At 48.2% G+C, this 20296-nt stretch carries 20 protein-coding genes; 12 read left to right on the top strand and 8 right to left on the bottom strand.

What is annotated here, in order from left to right:
* Positions 1–7: 7 nt before the first annotated feature.
* Both ACN0S4_RS04965 and ACN0S4_RS04960 read left to right on the top strand, forming a co-directional pair.
* Complete coding sequence (locus ACN0S4_RS04965) at positions 8–508, top strand: YgjV family protein (RefSeq protein ID WP_417656613.1); 501 nt, start codon at positions 8–10, stop codon at positions 506–508.
* 62 nt (positions 509–570) lie between these two features.
* Positions 571–900: a hypothetical protein gene (locus ACN0S4_RS04960; RefSeq protein ID WP_417656612.1), complete on the top strand. Its 330-nt coding sequence runs from the start codon at positions 571–573 to the stop codon at positions 898–900.
* Here ACN0S4_RS04960 and ACN0S4_RS04955 read toward each other — a convergent pair.
* The 3 genes from ACN0S4_RS04955 to ACN0S4_RS04945 form a co-directional block, all read right to left on the bottom strand.
* The gene (locus tag ACN0S4_RS04955) at positions 866–1393 is read right to left on the bottom strand and encodes a DUF2937 family protein (protein ID WP_417656611.1); all 528 of its coding nucleotides are present in this window, start codon (positions 1391–1393) and stop codon (positions 866–868) included. The two genes, ACN0S4_RS04960 and ACN0S4_RS04955, sit on opposite strands and share 35 nt — an antisense overlap.
* A gap of 100 nt (positions 1394–1493) precedes the next feature.
* The gene (locus tag ACN0S4_RS04950) at positions 1494–4601 is read right to left on the bottom strand and encodes an efflux RND transporter permease subunit (RefSeq protein WP_417656610.1); all 3108 of its coding nucleotides are present in this window, start codon (positions 4599–4601) and stop codon (positions 1494–1496) included.
* Position 4602: 1 nt separating this feature from the next.
* Positions 4603–5751, bottom strand: a complete 1149-nt coding sequence (locus ACN0S4_RS04945; RefSeq protein WP_417656609.1) for an efflux RND transporter periplasmic adaptor subunit — start codon at positions 5749–5751, stop codon at positions 4603–4605.
* Positions 5752–5925: 174 nt separating this feature from the next.
* Here ACN0S4_RS04945 and ACN0S4_RS04940 point away from each other — a divergent pair, with 174 nt between their 5' ends.
* A complete protein-coding gene (locus ACN0S4_RS04940) occupies positions 5926–6378 on the top strand; it encodes a hypothetical protein (RefSeq protein WP_417656608.1) in 453 nt (150 codons plus the stop codon).
* Here the strand turns inward: ACN0S4_RS04940 and ACN0S4_RS04935 are convergent.
* Positions 6366–7379, bottom strand: coding sequence for a zinc-binding alcohol dehydrogenase family protein (locus tag ACN0S4_RS04935; protein ID WP_417656607.1), 1014 nt, complete (start codon positions 7377–7379; stop codon positions 6366–6368). The two genes, ACN0S4_RS04940 and ACN0S4_RS04935, sit on opposite strands and share 13 nt — an antisense overlap.
* A 158-nt stretch (positions 7380–7537) precedes the next feature.
* Here ACN0S4_RS04935 and ACN0S4_RS04930 point away from each other — a divergent pair, with 158 nt between their 5' ends.
* Positions 7538–8902, top strand: a complete 1365-nt coding sequence (locus tag ACN0S4_RS04930) for a M28 family metallopeptidase (RefSeq protein WP_417656993.1) — start codon at positions 7538–7540, stop codon at positions 8900–8902.
* A gap of 15 nt (positions 8903–8917) precedes the next feature.
* Positions 8918–9511 (top strand): YqaA family protein, encoded by a 594-nt coding sequence (locus ACN0S4_RS04925; protein ID WP_417656606.1) that lies wholly within the window; start codon positions 8918–8920, stop codon positions 9509–9511.
* 14 nt (positions 9512–9525) lie between these two features.
* Here the strand turns inward: ACN0S4_RS04925 and ACN0S4_RS04920 are convergent, their stop codons facing one another.
* From ACN0S4_RS04920 to ACN0S4_RS04910, 3 genes are read right to left on the bottom strand one after another with little or no spacing between them, the layout of a single operon-like run.
* The gene (locus tag ACN0S4_RS04920) at positions 9526–10515 is read right to left on the bottom strand and encodes an ArsA family ATPase (protein ID WP_417656605.1); all 990 of its coding nucleotides are present in this window, start codon (positions 10513–10515) and stop codon (positions 9526–9528) included.
* 28 nt (positions 10516–10543) lie between these two features.
* Positions 10544–10816, bottom strand: coding sequence for a cory-CC-star protein (locus ACN0S4_RS04915; RefSeq protein WP_169929754.1), 273 nt, complete (start codon positions 10814–10816; stop codon positions 10544–10546).
* Positions 10813–12483, bottom strand: coding sequence for a carbon starvation protein A (locus ACN0S4_RS04910; protein ID WP_417656604.1), 1671 nt, complete (start codon positions 12481–12483; stop codon positions 10813–10815). Before ACN0S4_RS04910 ends, ACN0S4_RS04915 begins: the two co-directional genes overlap by 4 nt.
* A gap of 175 nt (positions 12484–12658) precedes the next feature.
* On the opposite strand from ACN0S4_RS04910, the gene ACN0S4_RS04905 reads away from it, so the two are divergent.
* The 7 genes from ACN0S4_RS04905 (at position 12659) to ACN0S4_RS04875 (ending at position 18851) form a co-directional block, all read left to right on the top strand.
* On the top strand, positions 12659–14500 hold the full coding sequence (locus tag ACN0S4_RS04905) for an ABC transporter ATP-binding protein (protein WP_417656603.1): 1842 nt from the start codon (positions 12659–12661) through the stop codon (positions 14498–14500).
* 93 nt (positions 14501–14593) lie between these two features.
* Complete coding sequence (locus tag ACN0S4_RS04900) at positions 14594–15097, top strand: RNA polymerase sigma factor (protein WP_417656602.1); 504 nt, start codon at positions 14594–14596, stop codon at positions 15095–15097.
* Complete coding sequence (locus ACN0S4_RS04895; protein ID WP_417656601.1) at positions 15097–15549, top strand: anti-sigma factor family protein; 453 nt, start codon at positions 15097–15099, stop codon at positions 15547–15549. Before ACN0S4_RS04900 ends, ACN0S4_RS04895 begins: the two co-directional genes overlap by 1 nt.
* Entirely contained in the window at positions 15546–15872 is a 327-nt protein-coding gene (locus tag ACN0S4_RS04890) for a YbjQ family protein (RefSeq protein WP_417656600.1), read from the top strand. The genes ACN0S4_RS04895 and ACN0S4_RS04890 overlap by 4 nt, the downstream gene beginning before the upstream one ends.
* A gap of 100 nt (positions 15873–15972) precedes the next feature.
* A complete protein-coding gene (locus tag ACN0S4_RS04885) occupies positions 15973–16263 on the top strand; it encodes an excalibur calcium-binding domain-containing protein (RefSeq protein ID WP_417656599.1) in 291 nt (96 codons plus the stop codon).
* A 94-nt stretch (positions 16264–16357) separates the two neighbouring features.
* Positions 16358–16618: a TIGR03643 family protein gene (locus ACN0S4_RS04880; protein ID WP_417656598.1), complete on the top strand. Its 261-nt coding sequence runs from the start codon at positions 16358–16360 to the stop codon at positions 16616–16618.
* Between the two features lie 55 nt (positions 16619–16673).
* Positions 16674–18851, top strand: coding sequence for an exonuclease domain-containing protein (locus ACN0S4_RS04875; RefSeq protein WP_417656597.1), 2178 nt, complete (start codon positions 16674–16676; stop codon positions 18849–18851).
* Here ACN0S4_RS04875 and ACN0S4_RS04870 read toward each other — a convergent pair.
* The gene (locus ACN0S4_RS04870; protein WP_417656596.1) at positions 18811–20157 is read right to left on the bottom strand and encodes an MBL fold metallo-hydrolase RNA specificity domain-containing protein; all 1347 of its coding nucleotides are present in this window, start codon (positions 20155–20157) and stop codon (positions 18811–18813) included. The two genes, ACN0S4_RS04875 and ACN0S4_RS04870, sit on opposite strands and share 41 nt — an antisense overlap.
* Positions 20158–20296: the final 139 nt, after the last annotated feature.

The following is a 20296-nucleotide window of genomic DNA, read 5'->3' as shown; positions in this document are numbered from 1 at the left end:
ACGAGTCGTGACTTTTACGCCCGCCGAATACGTTGGCATGTTGGCCCTAGTGTTGAACTTCATTGCCTATCGGCAACCGACCGCGAATCGCTATCGCATTATATCGGCACTAGCTCTCGGCTCATTGTCGATTCATTTTGCTCTGATTGATGCGACTGCTGGTGCTGTGGTTACCGGTTTAGCATTTTTTCGTAATTTTATCGCATTAAGATGGCAAGGGCCTTTTGTCCTGTGGTTCTTTATTGCAGCAAACGTGGTGTTGTGGATTCTTGAAGCCGTTAGTGGAGCGCCACAATTACCGCTGGTGTTTGCGTATGTATCCTCTTTGATATTCAGCATTGGTTCTATTCGTTTGAACGATCCTGTACTTATTCGGCGCTGGTTTATTCTCGCTGAACTACTGGGTTTGGGCTATGCCTTTATGGTGGGTAGTCTTGAAGGAATGGTTTTCAATTTGGTCAACCTCAGCAGCATTATTCTTAAAATGTTACAAGATAGGCGTGTTTAAAAGGTTGTAACCCATCCATTCGCCCATATAGTACAAGTAAGTTTGATAAAGAAGTGAGCGCTATGCGTATTTACATCCGTCAGTTACAGCAAAAGGTCGGGCCTCGACCGGGTGCAAACCCCTTGATGATGCTATTAAGTTGGCTAGTCATGGGACTCTTGCTAATGGTGGGGTTGTTTCTTGGCTTGGTGTTCTTGTTGGTAGGCTGGATTTTACTGTTACCACTGATGTGGAAGCGGCGCCGCGAATTGAAATCGATGTGGCAGTTCGGTCGTGCAGCGAAGCAAGCTCAGCAGCAAGCCAGACAACAACAGGATGCAGCGCAACAACAGCAACGTAATCGTCAAGACTCCAGTGTTATTGACGGCGAATACCGGGTGAAGGACGACTAGCTCGGCGGCGGCGCCACCAGTAGCGACAACCACTGCAGCAGCCATCGACCAACACCACAATGGCAAACATAAAAATAATGCCGAGTATAAGGGCATCCTGTGTCAGCGGAACGGTAAAACTATAATTCCGCCAGGTTCCGTCCAGTAACTCTTCATCAGCGGAATGCGCCAGAAACCACAACTTACCCCAGATCGTCGTATTGAGTTCGCGCAACTGATACTCAAACGTGCGTACTCGTTCCAATAACGTTCCTAATGGCACGGACTCGGCACGAAATACCTCATCATCACTTTGCTCGTGATGCTGAAGTAGGGCGTTCATGTCACCTTCGAAATACTGATCGGCAATAGTTTGATACTGGTCATAGTAAACCTTCGCTTCTGTCCACTGAGCATCGAGACGTTGCTCATACTGCGTCACAAAATTAGGCACCTGAACACCAGTCATGATGGCCGCGCAGGCGAGAATAATGAGAAAGTAGCGATACAACATTTCGGTCGGTTCCTATCAGCCAGACAAAGAAAAAGGTTGAGCCAGTTACCTGACTCAACCTTAGCATGAAAGTAGAATTTCCGCTCTTTCGTCCGAAGAACTAATCTTCTTCGCGCACCTTGGGTGGGAAGCGCTTGCGCACTACGTAGAACAGCAGCGGCACAAAGAATATCGCCAAAATAGTTCCACCGAGCATACCACCAATCACGCCCGTACCAATCGCTTGACGACTGACGGCACCAGCGCCGGTGGAGATCGCCAGTGGTAGAACCCCGAAAGTAAACGCCAGTGACGTCATGAGAATAGGACGTAACCGTAGTCTCACAGCTTCAAGCGTCGCTTCGAGTAATTCTTTACCTTGCGCTTGTAGATCCTTAGCGAATTCTACAATCAGGATCGCGTTTCGAGCGGATACACCCACCGTGGTGAGCAAGCCCACTTGGAAGAACACATCGTTCTCGAGCCCGCGCCCTAAAGCTGCAATGACAGCGCCAAGAATACCCAACGGCACCACTAACATGACCGCAAAAGGTATCGACCAGCTTTCATACAACGCGGCAAGACAGAGAAATACAATCAACAATGACAACGCGTAAAGAAGTGGCGCTTGGTTACCGGAGGTCTTCTCTTCGAGGGAAATTCCGGTCCATTCAAAGCCGATACCCGCAGGCAATTGACCAATTAAATCTTCCATTTTGTTCATTGCATCGCCTGAGGAGAAACCCGGCGCCGCTTCACCTTGCAGATTCATCGCTGGAACGCCGTTGTAGCGTTCAAGGCGTTGTGGACCAAAGTCCCAACTGCTGGTCGAAAATGCCGAGAATGGCACCATTTCACCGGCATTATTGCGGACGTACCATTTATTAATATCTTCAGGCACCATGCGGGCTTCGGCTTGACCACCTAAATACACTTTCTTCACTCGGCCACGATCAATAAAATCGTTCACATACACGGTACCGAATGCTGAGCCCAACGTGTTGTTGATGTCCGCAATTTCTAATCCCATCGATTTCGCTTTGTTAAAGTCAACATCGACACGAAACTGTGGTGTATCTTCTAGTCCATTCGGACGGACGCCGACCAACGATGGCTCTTGCGCTGCCATACCAAGTAACTGGTTACGAGCCTCCAACAGGGCTTCATGTCCAACTCCAGCGCGATCTTGCAAGTACAAGTTGAATCCGCTGGCTGTCCCTAGCTCCGGAATGGAGGGTAGGTTGAAAGCAAAAATGTTGGCCTCACGAATCTGACTGAAGAAACCCATGGCACGACCAATAATCGCGTCGACTTGGAGTTCCGGTGTCGTCCGTTCGTCCCATTCATCCATGCGCACAAACGCCATACCTGCATTCTGGCCTTGACCGGCAAAGCTAAAGCCGACAACCGAGAATACAGAGCGAATACCGGGTGCATCGTCCAAGAAATAATCTTCAACTTTCTGAATCGTCTCAAATGACTGTTCTTGGGTGGCACCTGCAGGCAGCTGCATCATGGCAAGGAAAACACCACGATCTTCAGTAGGAATAAACGAGCTTGGCATCCGAGTAAACAAGAATGCCATGACTGCAATCAGCCCCAGATAGACAACAATGAAACGTCCTGTCCGTTTAATGATCGATTGAACACTGCTGGTATACTTCTGCGTTGCACTCTCAAGCTTACGATTGAACCAACCCAATGGACCCTTCTTGGGCTTACTGTGATCAATAGGCTTCAAGATTGTTGCACAGAGTGCCGGCGAAAAGATTATCGCAACCAGCACCGAGAGTGACATTGCTGAAATAATCGTAATTGAAAATTGACGATACACTGCACCGGTTGAGCCACCGAAAAATGCCATAGGCACAAAAACTGCGGCCATTACCAATCCAATAGCTACCAATGCTCCGGTTATTTGCTGCATGGACTTAATGGTTGCCTGCCGTGGCGAAAGCTGCTCTTCCGACATCAATCGTTCGACGTTTTCTACGACAACAATGGCGTCATCAACCAATAGTCCGATGGCAAGTACAATTCCGAACATGGTTAAGGTGTTGATTGAGAAGCCGAGCGCCGACATGATGCCAAACGTACCCAACAAGACGACCGGTATCGCAAAAGCAGGAATGATAGTCGCGCGCAGGTTTTGTAAGAACAAAAACATGAGCAAGAACACCAAAACCACAGCTTCAAAGAGTATCTTCACTACTTCAGTAATAGATATCTCTACGAACGGAGTGGTGTCATAAGGAATGACAAGTTCGACGCCTTCGGGGAAGAAGGGTTCAAGTTCGGCGATTGTTGCTTTCACGCGCTCAGCGGTTTCGAGCGCATTGGCACCGGTTGCTAGATTGACAGCGAGACCTGTTGCAGCTTCACGATTATAGCGTGCGATAGTTGCATAGTTTTCGCCCCCCATTTCAACTTCAGCAACATCTTCTAATCGTACTTTTGAACCGTCACTATCGACACGCAACAGAATGTTTTTGAATTCATCAACGCTCGACAGACGAGTCTGCGCGATGATTGATGAGGTAAGACGTTGTCCTTCGACAGCTGGTGTCCCACCAAGTTGTCCGGCAGCAATTTGGTTATTTTGCTCACGAATGGCAAGAACGACGTCTTGTGGCGTCATCCCATAACTATTCAGTTGCGCGGGGTCGAGCCAAATTCGCATCGCATACGGAGAACCAAATATCTGCACACTACCAACACCAGTAGTGCGGCTCACAGGATCTTGGAGGTTACTGGCAACATAGTCACTCAAATCAACCTGAGTAAATTCAGGGTTGTCTGAAACAAGTGCCAACACCATCAAGAACGAGTTGTTTGATTTAACTACCGACAATCCTTGCTGCTGCACTTCTTGGGGCAGCAGCGGCAGCGCAAGTTGCAACTTGTTTTGAACTTGTACTTGCGCAATGTCGGCATCAGTACCGGAACTAAATGTTAGCGTGATACTGGCATTGCCCGCAGAATCAGAACTTGAAGAAAAGTATTCAAGATTATCGATACCGTTTAGGTTCTGTTCGATAACCTGAGTAACGGTCTCTGAGAGTGTATCGGCATTGGCGCCCGGGTACGATGCATTGATCTGAATCGATGGTGGGGCAATTTGCGGATACTGTTCGACAGGTAATTGCGTGACCGCCAAGCCACCGCCGAGCATGATCATAATTGCAATAACCCATGCAAAAATGGGGCGGTTAATAAAAAACTTAGCCATATTATAAATCCACTTTTACCGGAGAAACCTGAGCACCAGGTTGAATTTTTTGTAGTCCATCAACAATGACTTGGTCACCGGCGGCTAGACCATCGGTTACCAACCAGTTGCTGCCGATAGTACGACTGACTTCGATGTAACGGGTTTCTGCTTGGCCTTCGGCATTGACAATCATCACCGTCGCGCGGCCACGTGGGTCACGCGTAACACCCTGTTGCGGCGCGAGAATCGCGTCACGAAGTTCACCGCTGCTAACATCTGCCGTTACAAACATACCTGGCAACAGTAAATGGTCCGGATTTTCAAACCGCGCACGCAATGCAATTGAGCTCGTTTGTGGGTCGACGGTGGCTTCGTTAAACAGCAATTCCCCAGTGATCGGTTCGTCCGACATACCGGCTAACGTAACGCTCACTTTGGCGCGGTTATTTTCATCTACAGCAATAGCACCACTGCGAATTTGTTGCTGCAGTGCCATATACTCGTCACTACTTTGTGCAATATCGACGTAGATAGGATCCAACTGATGTATATAGGTTAGCGGTTGCGCTTGGCCTGTTTGCACGAGTGCACCAGGGGTAATCAACGATCGCCCAATACGACCACTGATAGGGGCTTTCACTTCGGTATAATCCAGATCCAATTGCGCTCGAGTCACATCGGCTTCGGCAACTTTCAAGTTCGCTTGGGCTTGTAGAAATGCCGCTTGCGCTTCATCAAAGTCTTGTTGGCTAATCGATTTGTCTTCGATAAGTTCACGAACGCGTTCAAAGCGAGCTTTAGAATTCGTGACCTCGGCTTGCGCACGAGCAAGTGCAGCCTCGGCGCTCTCGAGTTGAGCACGAAATAGCGCTGGATCGATTTGATAGAGCGATTGTCCGGCAGTGACGTTGGTGCCGCCTTCGAATTGTTGTGACTGCAAAATACCACTGACTTGAGGTCTTACTTCTGCAACACGAAAGGCGGTTACCCGTCCCGGTAAGGCATTGGATACCGCTACGTTTTGCCGCTCAATAGTCACAATACCGACTTCTTGCGGTGCTTGTTGTTGTGACGATTGATTTGCATCACCGTTGTCACTGCAAGCAGCCAGTGAAAGGGATGCCGCTATCGCAATGGCGATTAGCGAAGCAGGAGTGCGTAGTTGCATGTAGTTACCTCTTCATGTTCAATGGGAGACTGTTCATGAGACGCATATAAACAGCGTTTTCAACAGTCTCGTTACAGCTTTTAATTATACATACATACATGAATGTTTGTAAGAGAGATCACAACTTTTTCTAGTTGTGAGCGAGACTTCGCAACGATTGAAGGATGGATTTCAGTGGCAGTTCAGTTGTTTTCAAAAAAGTTAATCATTTCAATCGTCTCAGTCATTGTTTGTAGTGCGCTCCTTGCGCTGCTAATTGCCGATTGGTTTGGTGAAAGCAGTTCGAGAAATCGTAACGATTTGTATCAGAATTTGCTGGAGCGCTCCGGGCAGCTCAATCGAGATTTACCCAAGTTATTGGATCGACAAACCCGTTTTGAGCGCGCCGAAGTCAATAACTATGGTATGCGGTTTGTTTACAGCCTGATTAATATCGACAAATTTCAGTACGAAGAGAGCCAACTAAAAGAACAAATAGAACCACAGATGCTGCGGTTCTACTGTTCAGATCCTGGTTTAGAATATTTCCGCATGCATGCAGACCACGTTGAAGTTCGCTACCAAGATAGAAAGGAACGGCATTTGTTTACGCTCCGCTATGAACCACAACAATGTCAGTCTGGGTAGCCGTCAACGACCAATTTACCAATTGCGCTATGCGCTTCCAAAGTCCCGTGCGCCTGACGAAGTGTCTCCGCGCTAATTGTGCCTAAGTGTTGGAAGCGGGTGGTTTGAATCGCCCCGGTATCCACTAACTGCGCGACCTCAGCTAAAATTTCGCCTTGTTTAGCTATGTCATGAGTCGTGAACAATGAACGTGTGAACATAAACTCCCAATGTAACGACAAACTCTTTTGCTTCATGAGCCCAATGGGAAGTGGATCTTGAGGATCATCAATTAACGCCAATCGGCCCTGCGGTTCCAGTAACTCCACTAATTGCTCAAAATGCTGTTCGGTGTGCGTTAAGCTAGCAACATGAGTAACATCCGTGATGCCGTGCTCTCGTAGTTGCGGAGCTAGCGCTTGATGATGATCAATAATGACGTCTGCGCCCAACTGTTTCACCCACTGTCTCGTTTCATCTCTGGATGCGGTCGCAATCACAGTAGTGTTGGTCAACGCTTTGGCGAGTTGAATTAACGCTGAGCCGACACCACCAGCCGCACCAGTAACTAACAACATATTGGGTGCAGCCTCATCGAGTTCCAGGCGATCAAAAAGCAACTCCCAGGCGGTCAGAAAGGTGAGGGGCATAGCCGCTGCATCTGCAGCACTCAGTGTTTTTGGGCGCAAACTAATCAGCCGTGAATCGACACTTTGATATTCGGCATTACAGCCATCTCGATTGACTGCCCCGGCGTACCAAACCTCATCACCAATTTGATAACCTGTCACTTTCGAGCCGCAGTCGACGACCGTGCCTGCCACATCCCACCCCAAGACAACGTACTCACCAGCAGCAGCCTCTTTGCGTTGCCGAATTTTAGTATCTACTGGATTCAAGCCGATGCCACGAACTCGCACGAGAACATCATAGTCACCACAACTAGGTGTGGGGATCTCGATATCTTGCAAGGCTAACGCATCGGTGTAGGGTAATGAACGTTGATAACCAACTGCTCGCATGGTTCTCTCCTCGTTTAAATAAAGCACTTCAGCGCTTAATTTTGATCTAAATGGTTGCTTCACTCTATAGTACTTCAGTCGCAAATATATAGATGATGAACAGAAGTAAATAACTTATCTTTCCGGTAATAAACAAGAGAAGACAACCCATGAACCGAATCAAACAATTAGGTCTGTTGAGTGTAGTCGCAGCATTCTCAGTTAGTGCATCCGCCGATGTTGAGTACCGTGACCAACAAGATCTTCACGCGATAGCGGGAGCGGTATCCGCTGAACGCATTGAACAAGATATTGAGAAGTTAGTGAGTTTCGGTACGCGTCACACGTTGTCGGAAACCGAGTCAGATACTCGCGGCATTGGTGCCGCGCGCCGTTGGATTAAAGCAGAGTTTGATAAGATTTCCGCCGCATGTGGTGGCTGTCTCGAAGTTTATTACCAGTCACGGGTGATTGAGGGCGAAGCGCGAATCCCTGATCCGGTTGAGGTGGTAAGTGTAATTGCCGTTCAACGAGGAACCGTTGATCCGGACCGTTACGTGATCATGTCGGGTGACATCGACTCACGTGTTTCAGATGTCATGAATTACACCGCTGACGCGCCAGGCGCCAACGACAATGCCAGTGGTGTTGCAGGAACGCTGGAGGCAGCCCGAGTGCTGAGCCAATATGAATTCGCTGGAAGTATTGTTTATGCAGCTCTCGCTGGCGAAGAACAGGGGTTATTTGGCGGTCGCATTATGGCAGAACAAGCACAAGCCGACGGCTGGCGAATTAAGGCTGTTCTCAACAACGATATGATCGGAAATATTGAAGGGATCAACGGCGTTATCAATAACACCACAGCACGTATTTTTGCAGAGGGAACCCGCCAAGACGAGACCGCGGATGATGCTCGTCGTCGGCGTTTCACGGGAGGTGAGGTTGATTCACCAAGCCGCAATTTAGCGCGCTATATCGATTGGATGGCAGACCGGTACATTCCAAATCTCGATACTATGGTTATCTATCGTTTAGACCGATTTGCTCGTGGTGGCCATCATCGCCCCTTTAACGATTTAGGGTATCCGGGTGTTCGTATCATGGAAACCAATGAGAACTATAATCGTCAGCATCAAGATCTTCGAACTGAAGACGGTATTGTCTATGGCGATACCATCGACGGCGTTGATTTTGACTATGCAGCAAAGCTCACCGCGTTAAATGCAGTTTCACTTGCGGGCATGGCATGGGCGCCGAGTCCGCCAGCAGAGGTGTCGATTTCGGGCGCAGTAACCGCGAATACTACCCTAAAGTGGCGCGCCGCAAGTACAGCTGAGCAAGATCATATTGCCGGTTATCGCGTGTATTGGCGCCACACTGATGCACCAAATTGGGAATTCAGTCGCGATGTCGGTGATGTGAACGAATACACCCTCGAAAATATCGTTATTGATAACTACTTTTTTGGTGTTGCCAGCGTGAGTAAAGACGGCTACGAAAGCCCAGTCGTTTTCCCGGGACCAGCGGGCGCTTTTGGCGAATAAACAATAGGTCGATACGTGCAACAAACACACGACAAACGGGCCAATCGTTGGTTGGCCCGCTTAGCTGAATCAAATCATGTGCTATGGTTGATCTTCACGCTGTCATTGTTGGAATCTATTATTGTTCCAATCCCGCTAGAATTAATCCTGATCCCACTATTACTGAGTCAACAACATCGTTTATGGGCCATTAGTACTGCGACCTTAGCAGGTTGTCTGGTCGGCGCCACCATTGGCTATTTTGTCGGCTTTTGGTTTTTCGATGATGTGGGTCAATGGTTGCTGCAAATATTGGGATACGAAGACGCGTTTGCGAGCTTTTCAGAGCGTTTTCAAGAGCAAGGCTTTGGGTTGCTGTTGTTAGTAGGCATCACTCCCATTCCTTTTCAAGTGGGTATGCTCAGCGCCGGTAGTACGGGTTACCCGTATGGGTTATTTATCACTGCAGCCATCATTGCGCGAGGTATTCGTTATTACGGTTTGGCGCTGCTCGTGTATTGGTTTGGAGACAAGATGTTGGATGTGTGGCAGCGCTATAGTCATCGGGTTGGCTGGGTGCTTGCCGTACTTGGCTTAAGCGCGCTGACGTGGATTTGGATAGGGGCTTAGCTTTAATATTCGGTTTACCAGGGTAGGTGTGGAATAACTCGATTCAGTCCGTCAATACCGTTGATGTCAGTCGGCAACAAGGGAATGTAATAACGACTCAACTTTTGGAACTGATCTTCAATCTCTTCTCGATAAATCGCTTCTTGTTGTCTTCTTTGCGCCAAAAAATCTCCATCGGCGTGTTCGGGCAGGTTACGATTAATAAACAAGCCTTGGATCGGTAAGTGTTCTTTCTGTAACGCAGTAACTGCGCGTCCAGTCTCTAAAATCGGTAACTTTTCTGGAGTTAATACAAAAAATAATGCGGTCTGCTGGGCATCGGTCAGAATGTGGCGCGTACGGTGAAATAGGCGCTGGCGGGTGAGTAACGTTGCCGTGATGTCAGCGGTGCGTTGGTCGACATTCGAAACACTGTGTTTGCGAGCATCACTAAACGGATTACTAATATCTTTCCCTGCTTTCGGACTGAGATGATCAAGAACGCCCTGCAGTTGCTGTGACTGAGAATCATGCCGCAACAGTCCTTGCGTCCAGGCCGCCATTGCTTCCGGTAGAGTGAGTAGTCGCAGGGTATGACCAGTAGGTGCTGTATCGAATATCACACGGTCATAGTGTTGTGGTGCTTCGTCCACTAACGTTGCAATACGCTCAAGAAGAGCCGCCTCTTGAGCTCCCGGTGATTGCTGAGTTAAGCGCATTTGTCGTTCAATTTCCGCAAACATATCTGGACGCGCGAAACGCTTCATCGACTGCGTCACCCGTTCAACATGCGCAATAACCTCGTGGTCAGGATTAATTTCTAGCGCGTCTAAGCCAGGCAATAAAGTCACAGTTTCATCGCCAATCGGCTGTGCGAACGCATCGGCTAGGCTATGTGCAGGATCAGTGGAGATGATCAATACGCGCTCGCCGCGTTGCTGGCAACGTAATGCGAGTGCCGATGCGAGGGTTGTTTTACCCACGCCACCTTTGCCACCGATAAAGACTACTTTTTGTGTGAACATGGAGACTCAATAATGAAGATGAGAGGATTTAACAACAACGAAAATGATCGAGCGGAGAGTGCTCCATGCCCATTCGTTGATGCCATTCATGAAAGCGCTCCAGCAATAACGGCTGGAGCTCTAAAGTATAATATGAAGCGGGATTCGGAACGCCCATGAGTTCAGAGAATACCAACATCATGAACAAATCATCCTCATCCCGCTTGGCACGAGCTATCGCAGCACGGTAGGGGGCGTTATACACCTCCGTCGCATAAGCATTGGCTTGTGCAAACCAACTGCGGATAGCTTTTATCTTCATGCTTGATTCCGCTCCCGACGCAATTTGGTCAGAGTAGCGGCTGATTCCAACGCAATCCAAATCGCAGCGATGAGCACCACTAAATCCAGACTGAATAAGAACCAATCTGATTTTTGGTAGAAGCCCATCAATTGGATAAGTAATGCGTAAATGGTCATTACCAATAAGAACAACAGTGGAATCAGCGTAAAGTACATCGGCCGACCGAGTTTGACCAAAATGGTCGTGATTACCAGTAGTGTTAAGCCCGCCAATAACTGGTTGGTGGTACCGAATAACGGCCAAATGAGTAGGCCACCGGCGCCATCCGCACCACCGGCACCAAAGGCTAGCAATAAGCATGAACCGACCGCGAGGAGGGTGGCAGGTGCCGCTTTCTCCATCCATTTAATATTGTAGATATTGCCCCATTCTTGGAAGATATAGCGCTGCAATCGCAGTCCAGTATCCATGGTGGTACCAGCGAAAAGAACCGCCATCACCGTCAATAGTGTTTGCGCAATATCCACATTGAGTCCAATACCGTTCTGGAGAATATTGGCGCCACCTTGTACGAATGCGGCAACACCACCTTGACCGAAGCTATGATACACAGCCTGCCAGTCAGCCAAGGTTGCGAAACCAGCGGTTGCCGCAATAATGGTTGCTAACGAGAGAGAACCCTCACCAATGGCACCGAAATAACCGACAAACCGCAGGTCTGTCTCTTTATCCAACTGCTTCGATGTCGTACCTGACGCAACTAGGCCGTGAAAGCCAGAAATTGCGCCACAGGCAATCGTCACAAACAGCAACGGCACCATGGATGGCGTGCCTTCGGGGGTGTTGTTATTGAACGCTGGAGCGACTAGTTCTGGGCCACTGATCAGAACGGCTGAGTAAACCAAAATCAACCCAATGAAGAGTTGCAGCCCGTTGATGTAGTCACGCGGTTGTAGCAATACCCAAACCGGAAGCAACGACGCAATAGCAGCATAAAAGAACAACACCAAAATCCACTGCGCGTTGTCAGATACACCGAGGAAACTCTCCGGCAGCTCAATGGGGACTGATGGACCTGCCCAAATAAGAGTATAGAGTGCGACGACTCCGATAATTGAGACGGTGCCAAGGTTCATCCATTTGCGGAAGATGAACTGACCAATAATGAGTGCAACAAAAATTGCACCCCAGACTGGCACCACAGAACTTGGGAAGTTAATCAGCAACCCGGAGATGGCGGTGGCGAAAACAGCATTCACCATCAGTAGTACGAGGAAAATGACGATCATAAACAGCGTTTGTGACCGTTTACCGACGATATCACCGGTCAATGCACCGATTGAGCGTGCTTTATTGCGGTTACTGGCCCAAATCGCGCCCGCGTCGTGAACACCGGCAAAGAAAATGGTCCCGAATACGACCCACAAAAAGGCGGGAACCCAACCCCAGATAACGGCAATAGCGGGGCCGATAATAGGCGCAGCTCCGGCCACAGAGGTGAAGTGATGGCCCCAGAGGACATATTTATTGGTTGGAACAAAGTCTACACCGTCATTAAATTCATGCGCCGGTGTACGGAAATTCGGATCCAGTTTAAATATTTTTTCGGCTATGAATTTTGAGTAAAACACATAGCCGAGAAACATGGCGCCGAGCCCGAGTAACATCAGCAAAATAGCATTCATGGATGGTATCCTTGTGTGCTGTTACAAGCGTTATAGAAGAAAAGTTATAGCCTCCGTATACTACTGGAGAACAGCGTGAAGCCCCATTCGACTAAAGTCTAGATCATCAATAGGTGTTGTGCGCCGTTTTCTTTATACTAAGTCTCTGATCACCATTCACTTTACTGGAATCTATATGTTTAATCGGCTGTACCGATGGTTTGAGGGAAGGCTTGACCCTTTTCCTCCGATCTCGCTCGAACAACCACCACGAGGACTGGTTCCATTTTGTCTGCATTTTACCCGTGGAGCATGGCCTTACATCATCTGTGCCGGCCTCCTTATGGTGTTGATTGCTATCACCGAAGTTTGGTTATTTAGCTTTATTGGGAACATTGTTGATTGGCTATCAGTGCAATCGCGCGAGACTTTTGTAGAAGACCAAATGTGGGCTTTAATCGGCATGGCGGCACTAATCCTTATTGCGCTGCCATTATTCGTTATCCTGCACTCATTAGTCACATCACAAACGCTGCTAGGCAACTACCCTATGCGTATTCGTTGGTTGGTCCATAACTATCTACTCAACCAATCAATAAGCTTTTACCAAGATGAATTTGCTGGGCGCATCGCAACCAAGCTCATGCAAACCGCATTGGCGGTGCGTGAAGTCGTGATTAAACTGGTCGATGTACTGAATTATGTCAGCGTTTACTTTATCGGTACCGTTTTTATTGTTGCGTCGGCCGATTGGCGCTTGGCAGTACCTCTGTTGGTGTGGTTGGCCTTCTACATATTATTACTTAGATATTTTGTTCCAAGGTTAGGGAAAGTCGCGGAGGCGCAAGCTGATGCTCGTTCATTAATGACTGGTCGAATTGTCGATAGTTATACCAATATTCAAACCGTTAAGCTTTTCTCCCATGCTCAGCGTGAGAGCTCATATGCACAAGAGGGGATGAGCCATTTTTTAACGACCGTGCACAAACAAATGCGGTTAGTCACAAAGTTATATGTTCTGCTCTACTTGTTAAATTCTTTCTTGTTATTTTCAGTAGGGTATTTAGCGATTCAATTGTGGTTAGAGGACGCGATTAGTGTTGGTGCTATTGCTGTTGCGTTGAGCCTAGTCTTACGCTTATGGGGCATGAGCCAATGGATTATGTGGGAAGTCTCTGCATTGTTCGAAAACATTGGAACCGTGCAAGATGGGATGCAAACTGTATCGGTACCGAGACTGATTGAAGACAAGCCTAACGCGAAAGATCTCAATGTCACCGCCGGTGCCGTTCAGTTTGATAACGTGAACTTCTTTTATGCGGCCGATAGACCGGTTTTGAAAAACTTCAACTTAACCATTAAAGCGGGTGAAAAAATTGGCTTGGTTGGGCGCTCAGGCGCCGGTAAGTCAACGCTGGTCAACATATTACTGCGATTCTATGATTTACAAAGCGGCAAAATCTCTATCGACGGCCAAGATATCGCGACGATTACGCAAGAAAGCTTGCGGCGCAACATCGGTATGGTGACTCAAGACACATCACTATTACATCGTTCGGTGCGAGGTAACATTGCTTACGGCAGGCCCGATGCAACCGACGCGATGATTGAGGAAGCAGCACAGCGTGCTGAAGCCGACGTGTTTATTCCAGAACTCAGTGATTCAAAAGGGCGGCAAGGCTACGACGCGCATGTTGGTGAACGCGGTGTGAAACTCTCTGGTGGGCAAAGACAGCGCATTGCCATTGCTCGTGTGATGTTGAAAGATGCACCGATTTTGATTTTGGATGAAGCTACTTCGGCATTGGACTCTGAAGTTGAAGCAGCCATTCAAGAGAACTTGTATCGGCTGATGGAAGGAAAAACGGTTATTGCTATTGCCCATCGCTTGTCGACGATTGCAGCTATGGATCGACTCATTGTGTTAGATGAAGGACAGATAGTCGAGCAGGGTACACATGCAGAATTATTGGAGCAAAACGGAATCTACGCACAGCTTTGGCAACATCAGTCGGGTGGCTTTTTGACCGACGACTAACTTTCTCTGCTAAAACTGGAATAAATTCCAAACCTCACTCGTCTCTATAATGAGCACGAATGAATGTCCACCTAGGCAACGGAGAAGAACGATATGATTCATCAACGTCATTCTGATTTGTTGCCGTTACTTCCTGCAGCGCTCAATTACGCACGTCATCTGCTCAAAGATGCTGCTGCCGCTGAAGATATACTGCAGGAAGTGACCATTCATGCTTTGCAAACGAACCATTTCCCAGTAGTGAATGATTCACTCAAACCCTGGTTGTTGCGGCTGGTTCGAAATCGCTGTATTGACCGGATTCGAAGTTTTCATTCTGAAGTTGATGAACAAGTTCTTGATCACGTTGCGGCACCAAAGGCCACCGATCCTGAACATTGTTTAGAACAAACACAACTGCGCGCATCGGTTCTCAGTGCTCTTGCCGAGTTACCGGCTGAACAGCGAGAGCTCCTCGTGTTGCGGGAACTGAATGAGTGTAGTTATGCGGATATTGCAGCGATTCTCAACATACCGGCAGGTACCGTGATGTCGAGTTTGCATCGTGCTCGATTGGCATTAAAAGCCGTCATTGTAAGTCGAATGGGAGAATCGTAATGAGTCAGCAGTTACCGTATTCATGCGGGGCTATGGAGCCACTCTTATCAGGTTACCTTGATGAAGAACTTACTCAGCAGGAAAGTCAGCAAGTTCGCATTCATTTGGCGAGTTGCCCGTCATGTCAGCAGCAATTGGCGGACTTGACTGCTATTCAAGGTGCGTTGCGCAGTGAACTGCCGCAAATCACCGATAAGGAACGTGTTATGGCTATAGTTGATGATAAACCCAGTCTATGGATGCAACGTTTTGGTTGGTTGCTATTAGTTCTCACCATTTTACCTCTGAGTGCCTATGGTGCTTATGTGTTTTGGCTCGATACTGGCGTACCGGTGTGGGTCAAATGGGTGGTCAGTGGTTTCTGGTTGGGATTGATTGTTCTTTTTCTCAGTGTCGCGCGGCAACGTTTTATCGCAGCGAAAACTGATCGATATAAGCGAGTACAGCTATGAGTTCAATAGTAATAGTCACGACTGAGCAAGTCGCAGGGAAAGTCATTCAAGAGCATTTGGGATTAGTGCGCGGAAACACGATACGAGCTCGTCATATTGGGCGCGATATCTTGGCAGCTTTTCGCAATATTGTCGGCGGCGAAATTCATGACTACACCAAGTTATTAGGCGAGAGTCGCGAACAAGCTTTAGACAGAATGGCGGCTGAAGCTCGCGAACTTGGCGCTGATGCAGTAATTGGCGTGCGTTTCTCGACCTCGATGCTCGCACATGGCGCAGCAGAACTGTTGGCATACGGAACTGCAGTAAAATTTGAGAAGTAGTCCTTTTAAAAGGCGAAGCGGTCAATAATTTACATTATCTTTACTTGTATATTGATATAAACGGCATACAATCTTTTTGATTCCAAGAGGGCTTGTATGCATGATTCGTAAGTTAGTATTGACCGCTATTCTTCTCGGTGCTGCCTATAAATATGCGCATACGCAGCACGGTTGGTCGTGGGAGGCACCGCCCGCGCTTGACGAAATAGCGGCTAAATTAGTGGCTCAGAAGAAGCCTCAACCTGACGACCGTTTTGAATGTGATGGCCGTCGGTATTGCAGCCAGATGAATTCGCGCGATGAAGCAGAGTATTTTCATCATTTTTGTCCCGATACCCGTATGGACGGTAATCAAAATGGTGTTCCTTGTGAGGATGATACGCGCTTCTGATCGGTTACATTCCGCAATGTTTTTGGTTTGATCCCCACTGATGGTGCTATCGTACTTGTGAGTAATAGCGATTGAAATAGCACAAGGATAGACGATGGCACTGCCAACATTCTCCGCTGAAGATACCTCCCGTATTATTGAGATGGCGTGGGAGGACCGTACCCCTTTTGAAGCTATTGAAGCCCTCTATGGATTAACTGAACCTGATGTGATCCGGTTCATGCGAGCGCAGCTTAAAGCAAGCTCATTCAAATTGTGGCGTGCCCGCGTCACTGGGCGGGCGACCAAACATCAAAAACTCCGTTCTCCAGCTGTTGACCGCGGCTACTGCCCGACGCAATATAAACAACGGTAATAGTTAATAGTTAATAGTGAATAGTGAATAGTTAATAGCTAATTGAAGTGGTCCTATGCGCACAAACCTGCCGGATTTCTATTATCTGACTCATTTTCATGAGTTTTTATCACATTTAAAGACGAAATCTGGGGAGCTACTCAGGGCAACTGACCTGACGTTTTTGCATGATTTTCAAGCATTAGAGAGAGAACAGCAGGCGTTGGTAGTAAGAATCATCAATCGGAGCCAGCCCTGGGTTCGACGCGAATCACTCAATTATGCTGAACTGCCAAATTGGCAACTTGCTTTAGCAGCACTTGAACAAGACGAATGGGTGGTGACGGCCTCAGCAACGCTCAGCAGCAACAAACTACCGGGCTTCCTGCGCATACTTACCAAAGGTGAACTGCAACAGCTCCATGCTGAAACCTCATTAACAAACTCCAGTAGCCCTCCAAAAAGTGCCACAAAAGCGCGTTGGATTACTGCGTGTCAGGAGCTTACTCTCAACGAATTACGTGATGCAGCCATCACATGTGAATTTGTCGCGTTGGCGGAGCCCTTAGCCGCGCGGATACGCTATTTGCTCTTTATCTATTTTGGCCGCACTGAGACCGATTTTAAGCAATTTTCATTGCGTGATTTAGGAATTCGTCCAACGCATGAAGAAGTGCATGTGAACACTGAGAGCTCATTGCGTTTTGAGAGCATCGAAGCTGCTGAATCAGCGCTCTATTACAGCGAATTACGCCAGCAACTTGGCGACCCCGCTGTGACACTCGATTCCCTTGATGACATCAATGCGTGGCCACCACCAATTGGGGCGCGTGCAGAGCGCTTAGCACTTAGTTGTCGATTTCGATGGGGCGAGGCAATCAAAGCGACCGATCCGGCGAGTGCGTGTGACGTATGGCAATCGACCGCACATCCCAAAGCACAGGAACAAGCGGTTCGATTATTGTACCAACGCGGCGAGCAAGAGCGCGCTATTGCGCTGGCTGAGGCGATTATTCGTGATCCGCTCGATGACACCCTGGCATTGTTCGCAGAAGATTTCGTCGCTCGTAAAGTCGGTGGTAAACGTACCAGTATCTTGACCGATTTGCTGCGCGACGCCTTAGCTGAAATTCCCATCGACGAAGCTTATCGCGGGAATGTAGAACAGGGTGTAGTAGCATGGCATGCGCGGCATGGCGTGCAATGCTTTCATAGCGAGAACAATGTGTGGCGTGCCATGTTCGCTTTATATTTCTGGTCAGAATTGATGGAGTTGCCACAAGGTGGTTTTGTAAGCGAATTCGACCGCACTCCACGGTTACTGCAAACGGGCGAGTTTTATGCCGTTATGCAGACCGAAATCGAGCAGCGATTGCAGTACTTTTCGCAATCCCAACAAGCTTTTAAGCACATTCAAAAACAATTCACTCAGCACTACGGACGTTTGACTAGTTTGTTTCATTGGCACTCCGATTTACTGCAACAATTGTCGGTGTTGATGCAAGCTCCGGCGCAGGCACTGGAAAATCACCTGAAAGCCATGTGTAAAGACTATTTTGCTTTTACCGATGGCTATCCAGATATACTCGGGAAAGGTGCTAACGGCGTCTTTCTCGAGGAGGTTAAAGCACCTGGCGATCAATTGCGACGCAATCAAGCACGAATAATTCAGCATCTGCGCTCGGTTGGCTTCACTGTGGACATTCGGCCCATCGTTTGGCAGATCGATAGCGACCAGCCCTATGTAGTGATTGACGTCGAGACAACTGGCGGCGGGCGTGACTATCATCGCATCACCGAAGTGGCGGTGGTACGAATAGAGCAGGGTGAAATTGTTGCACAGTGGAGTCAACTGCTTAATCCAGAGCGACGTATTCCCCATGCCATCACGCAACTTACTGGTATTTCGAATGAGATGGTTGTCGATGCACCCTTGTTCGCAGAACAAGCCGACACCTTTCTAGCTTTATGTGAGGGAGCGATTTTTGTCGCGCACAATGTGAATTTTGATTATGGCTTTATTCGACGTGAATTTGACCGTTTGGGCAGAGCCTTTCGTATGCCTAAACTGTGTACCGTCCAACTTGCTCGTAAGCATTTGGCAAAGCTCAGTTCTTACCGACTGAGCGCTCTCTGTGAGGCGTACAATATTGATTTAACCAATCATCATCGCGCGTTAGCGGACGCACGAGCCACGGCTGAGTTATTTCTACTTATTCAATCGCATCGACTGGGATGTCAAACTGCGCAGTAATTTTTTGCGCGAGTACTTTTTGTACAGCAGGGTCACCGTGTGTCAGCCGAACGCGCTTAACACGACCTTCCGCGCTCCCAACAAAATCGAGCAATTCTTGTTGATCGGCGTGAGCAGAATAACCGCCCAACGTATGAATTTGCGCATTCACGATAACACGCTCACCATTCAGTTCGACATAACCACCCAACGGACCAAACATCTGAATTTGATAACCTGGTGTGCCATGTGCTTGGTATCCGACAAACACAACATCGGTACGAGCGTCTGGTAGTAATGCTTCCAGATAGTTAACGATGCGCCCACCGGTACACATACCCGCACCAGCAATGATGATGACCGGCTCACCGGTAGTGCGGAGCCGATTGACCAAACGTTCGTGATCAGCATGACTAGTAATAGTGACCAGCTGCGAGAAGTCCAACGGGTGACGACCTTTCGCAATACGATCTTTTGCTTCATCGTCCCAGAGCGCTTTTAATTTGGCATAACGTTCAGTTACGGCTGCTGCTAACGGTGAATCGAGAACGACGACTGGGAATTCATATTTTTCGTGAGGTTGTCGTTGTAACTCATCGATGATCTGTTCGATGTCATAGAGCAACTCTTGCGTGCGACCGATACTAAAGGCTGGAATCAATACTGCGCCTTTGTTTTCGACACTGCGCTGAATGACTTGGCTTAAGCGGCTCGTTCTATCCCGTCGTGGTTCGTGCAAACGATTTCCATACGTACTTTCCAGGAATAGCCAATCGGCTTTTTCTAACGGTGTGGGGTCGGGGAGTAATGGCGTGTTCTTGCAGCCGATATCACCAGAAAAAACAACCCGCTGATCACCGACTTCACATTCAACATAAGCCGAGCCCAGAATATGGCCTGCTTGGCGAAATCGAATCATCAAGTCATCACTAATACTGAGCCACTGATCGTATTTCAAAGGGCGTATCAGTTCTTGCAGCAAATCAAGCAGCCCTTCAATGACTCGCCGATCACGCGTCATGCCAATCTTGATGGCGTCACTCAATATGAGTGGCAACAATTCTGCAGTCGCCGTGGTACAAAAAATAGGGTTGCGGAAACCAGCAGCCAACAGCCACGGAATCCGACCAACATGGTCTAAGTGTGAATGGGTGATGATAAGTGCTTCGATGCCATCCATCTCAAAATCGATGGTCTGCGCTTCATCAGAATAATCACCTTCCTGCAAGAGACCACAATCGATGAGGACAGCGCGCCCACGAGCATACCGAAACTCGTGACAGGAGCCAGTGACTGTGCGTTGGCCTCCGTGATGTATAACTTCCATGACTACCCTTTATTCCTTAATGTTGCGCATAGACTACGATGAATATGTCTTGTACGCGAGGATCTTTGCAATCGGTTCAACCACACCGAAATAGATCTTGTTACTTGATTATGAAGTGCTTATCTATAAAACTGTTCCA

Origin of the sequence: Pseudidiomarina aestuarii, from assembly GCF_048263735.1 — a bacterium.
In the GTDB taxonomy this organism is placed as follows: Bacteria; Pseudomonadota; Gammaproteobacteria; order Enterobacterales; family Alteromonadaceae; genus Pseudidiomarina; species Pseudidiomarina aestuarii_B.
This window is presented reverse-complemented; position numbering and strand designations above follow the sequence as displayed.

Excerpts from the sequence above, each read along its gene's own strand:
- ACN0S4_RS04960 (WP_417656612.1), top strand. The coding sequence starts at position 571 with ATGCGTATTTACATCCGTCAGTTACAGCAAAAGGTCGGGCCTCGACCG.
- ACN0S4_RS04955 (WP_417656611.1), bottom strand. The coding sequence starts at position 1,393 with ATGTTGTATCGCTACTTTCTCATTATTCTCGCCTGCGCGGCCATCATG.
- ACN0S4_RS04950 (WP_417656610.1), bottom strand. The coding sequence starts at position 4,601 with ATGGCTAAGTTTTTTATTAACCGCCCCATTTTTGCATGGGTTATTGCA.
- ACN0S4_RS04945 (WP_417656609.1), bottom strand. The coding sequence starts at position 5,751 with ATGCAACTACGCACTCCTGCTTCGCTAATCGCCATTGCGATAGCGGCA.
- ACN0S4_RS04935 (WP_417656607.1), bottom strand. The coding sequence starts at position 7,379 with ATGCGAGCAGTTGGTTATCAACGTTCATTACCCTACACCGATGCGTTA.
- ACN0S4_RS04920 (WP_417656605.1), bottom strand. The coding sequence starts at position 10,515 with ATGTTCACACAAAAAGTAGTCTTTATCGGTGGCAAAGGTGGCGTGGGT.
- ACN0S4_RS04915 (WP_169929754.1), bottom strand. The coding sequence starts at position 10,816 with ATGAAGATAAAAGCTATCCGCAGTTGGTTTGCACAAGCCAATGCTTAT.
- ACN0S4_RS04910 (WP_417656604.1), bottom strand. The coding sequence starts at position 12,483 with ATGAATGCTATTTTGCTGATGTTACTCGGGCTCGGCGCCATGTTTCTC.
- ACN0S4_RS04905 (WP_417656603.1), top strand. The coding sequence starts at position 12,659 with ATGTTTAATCGGCTGTACCGATGGTTTGAGGGAAGGCTTGACCCTTTT.
- ACN0S4_RS04900 (WP_417656602.1), top strand. The coding sequence starts at position 14,594 with ATGATTCATCAACGTCATTCTGATTTGTTGCCGTTACTTCCTGCAGCG.
- ACN0S4_RS04895 (WP_417656601.1), top strand. The coding sequence starts at position 15,097 with ATGAGTCAGCAGTTACCGTATTCATGCGGGGCTATGGAGCCACTCTTA.
- ACN0S4_RS04890 (WP_417656600.1), top strand. The coding sequence starts at position 15,546 with ATGAGTTCAATAGTAATAGTCACGACTGAGCAAGTCGCAGGGAAAGTC.
- ACN0S4_RS04885 (WP_417656599.1), top strand. The coding sequence starts at position 15,973 with ATGATTCGTAAGTTAGTATTGACCGCTATTCTTCTCGGTGCTGCCTAT.
- ACN0S4_RS04880 (WP_417656598.1), top strand. The coding sequence starts at position 16,358 with ATGGCACTGCCAACATTCTCCGCTGAAGATACCTCCCGTATTATTGAG.
- ACN0S4_RS04875 (WP_417656597.1), top strand. The coding sequence starts at position 16,674 with ATGCGCACAAACCTGCCGGATTTCTATTATCTGACTCATTTTCATGAG.
- ACN0S4_RS04870 (WP_417656596.1), bottom strand. The coding sequence starts at position 20,157 with ATGGAAGTTATACATCACGGAGGCCAACGCACAGTCACTGGCTCCTGT.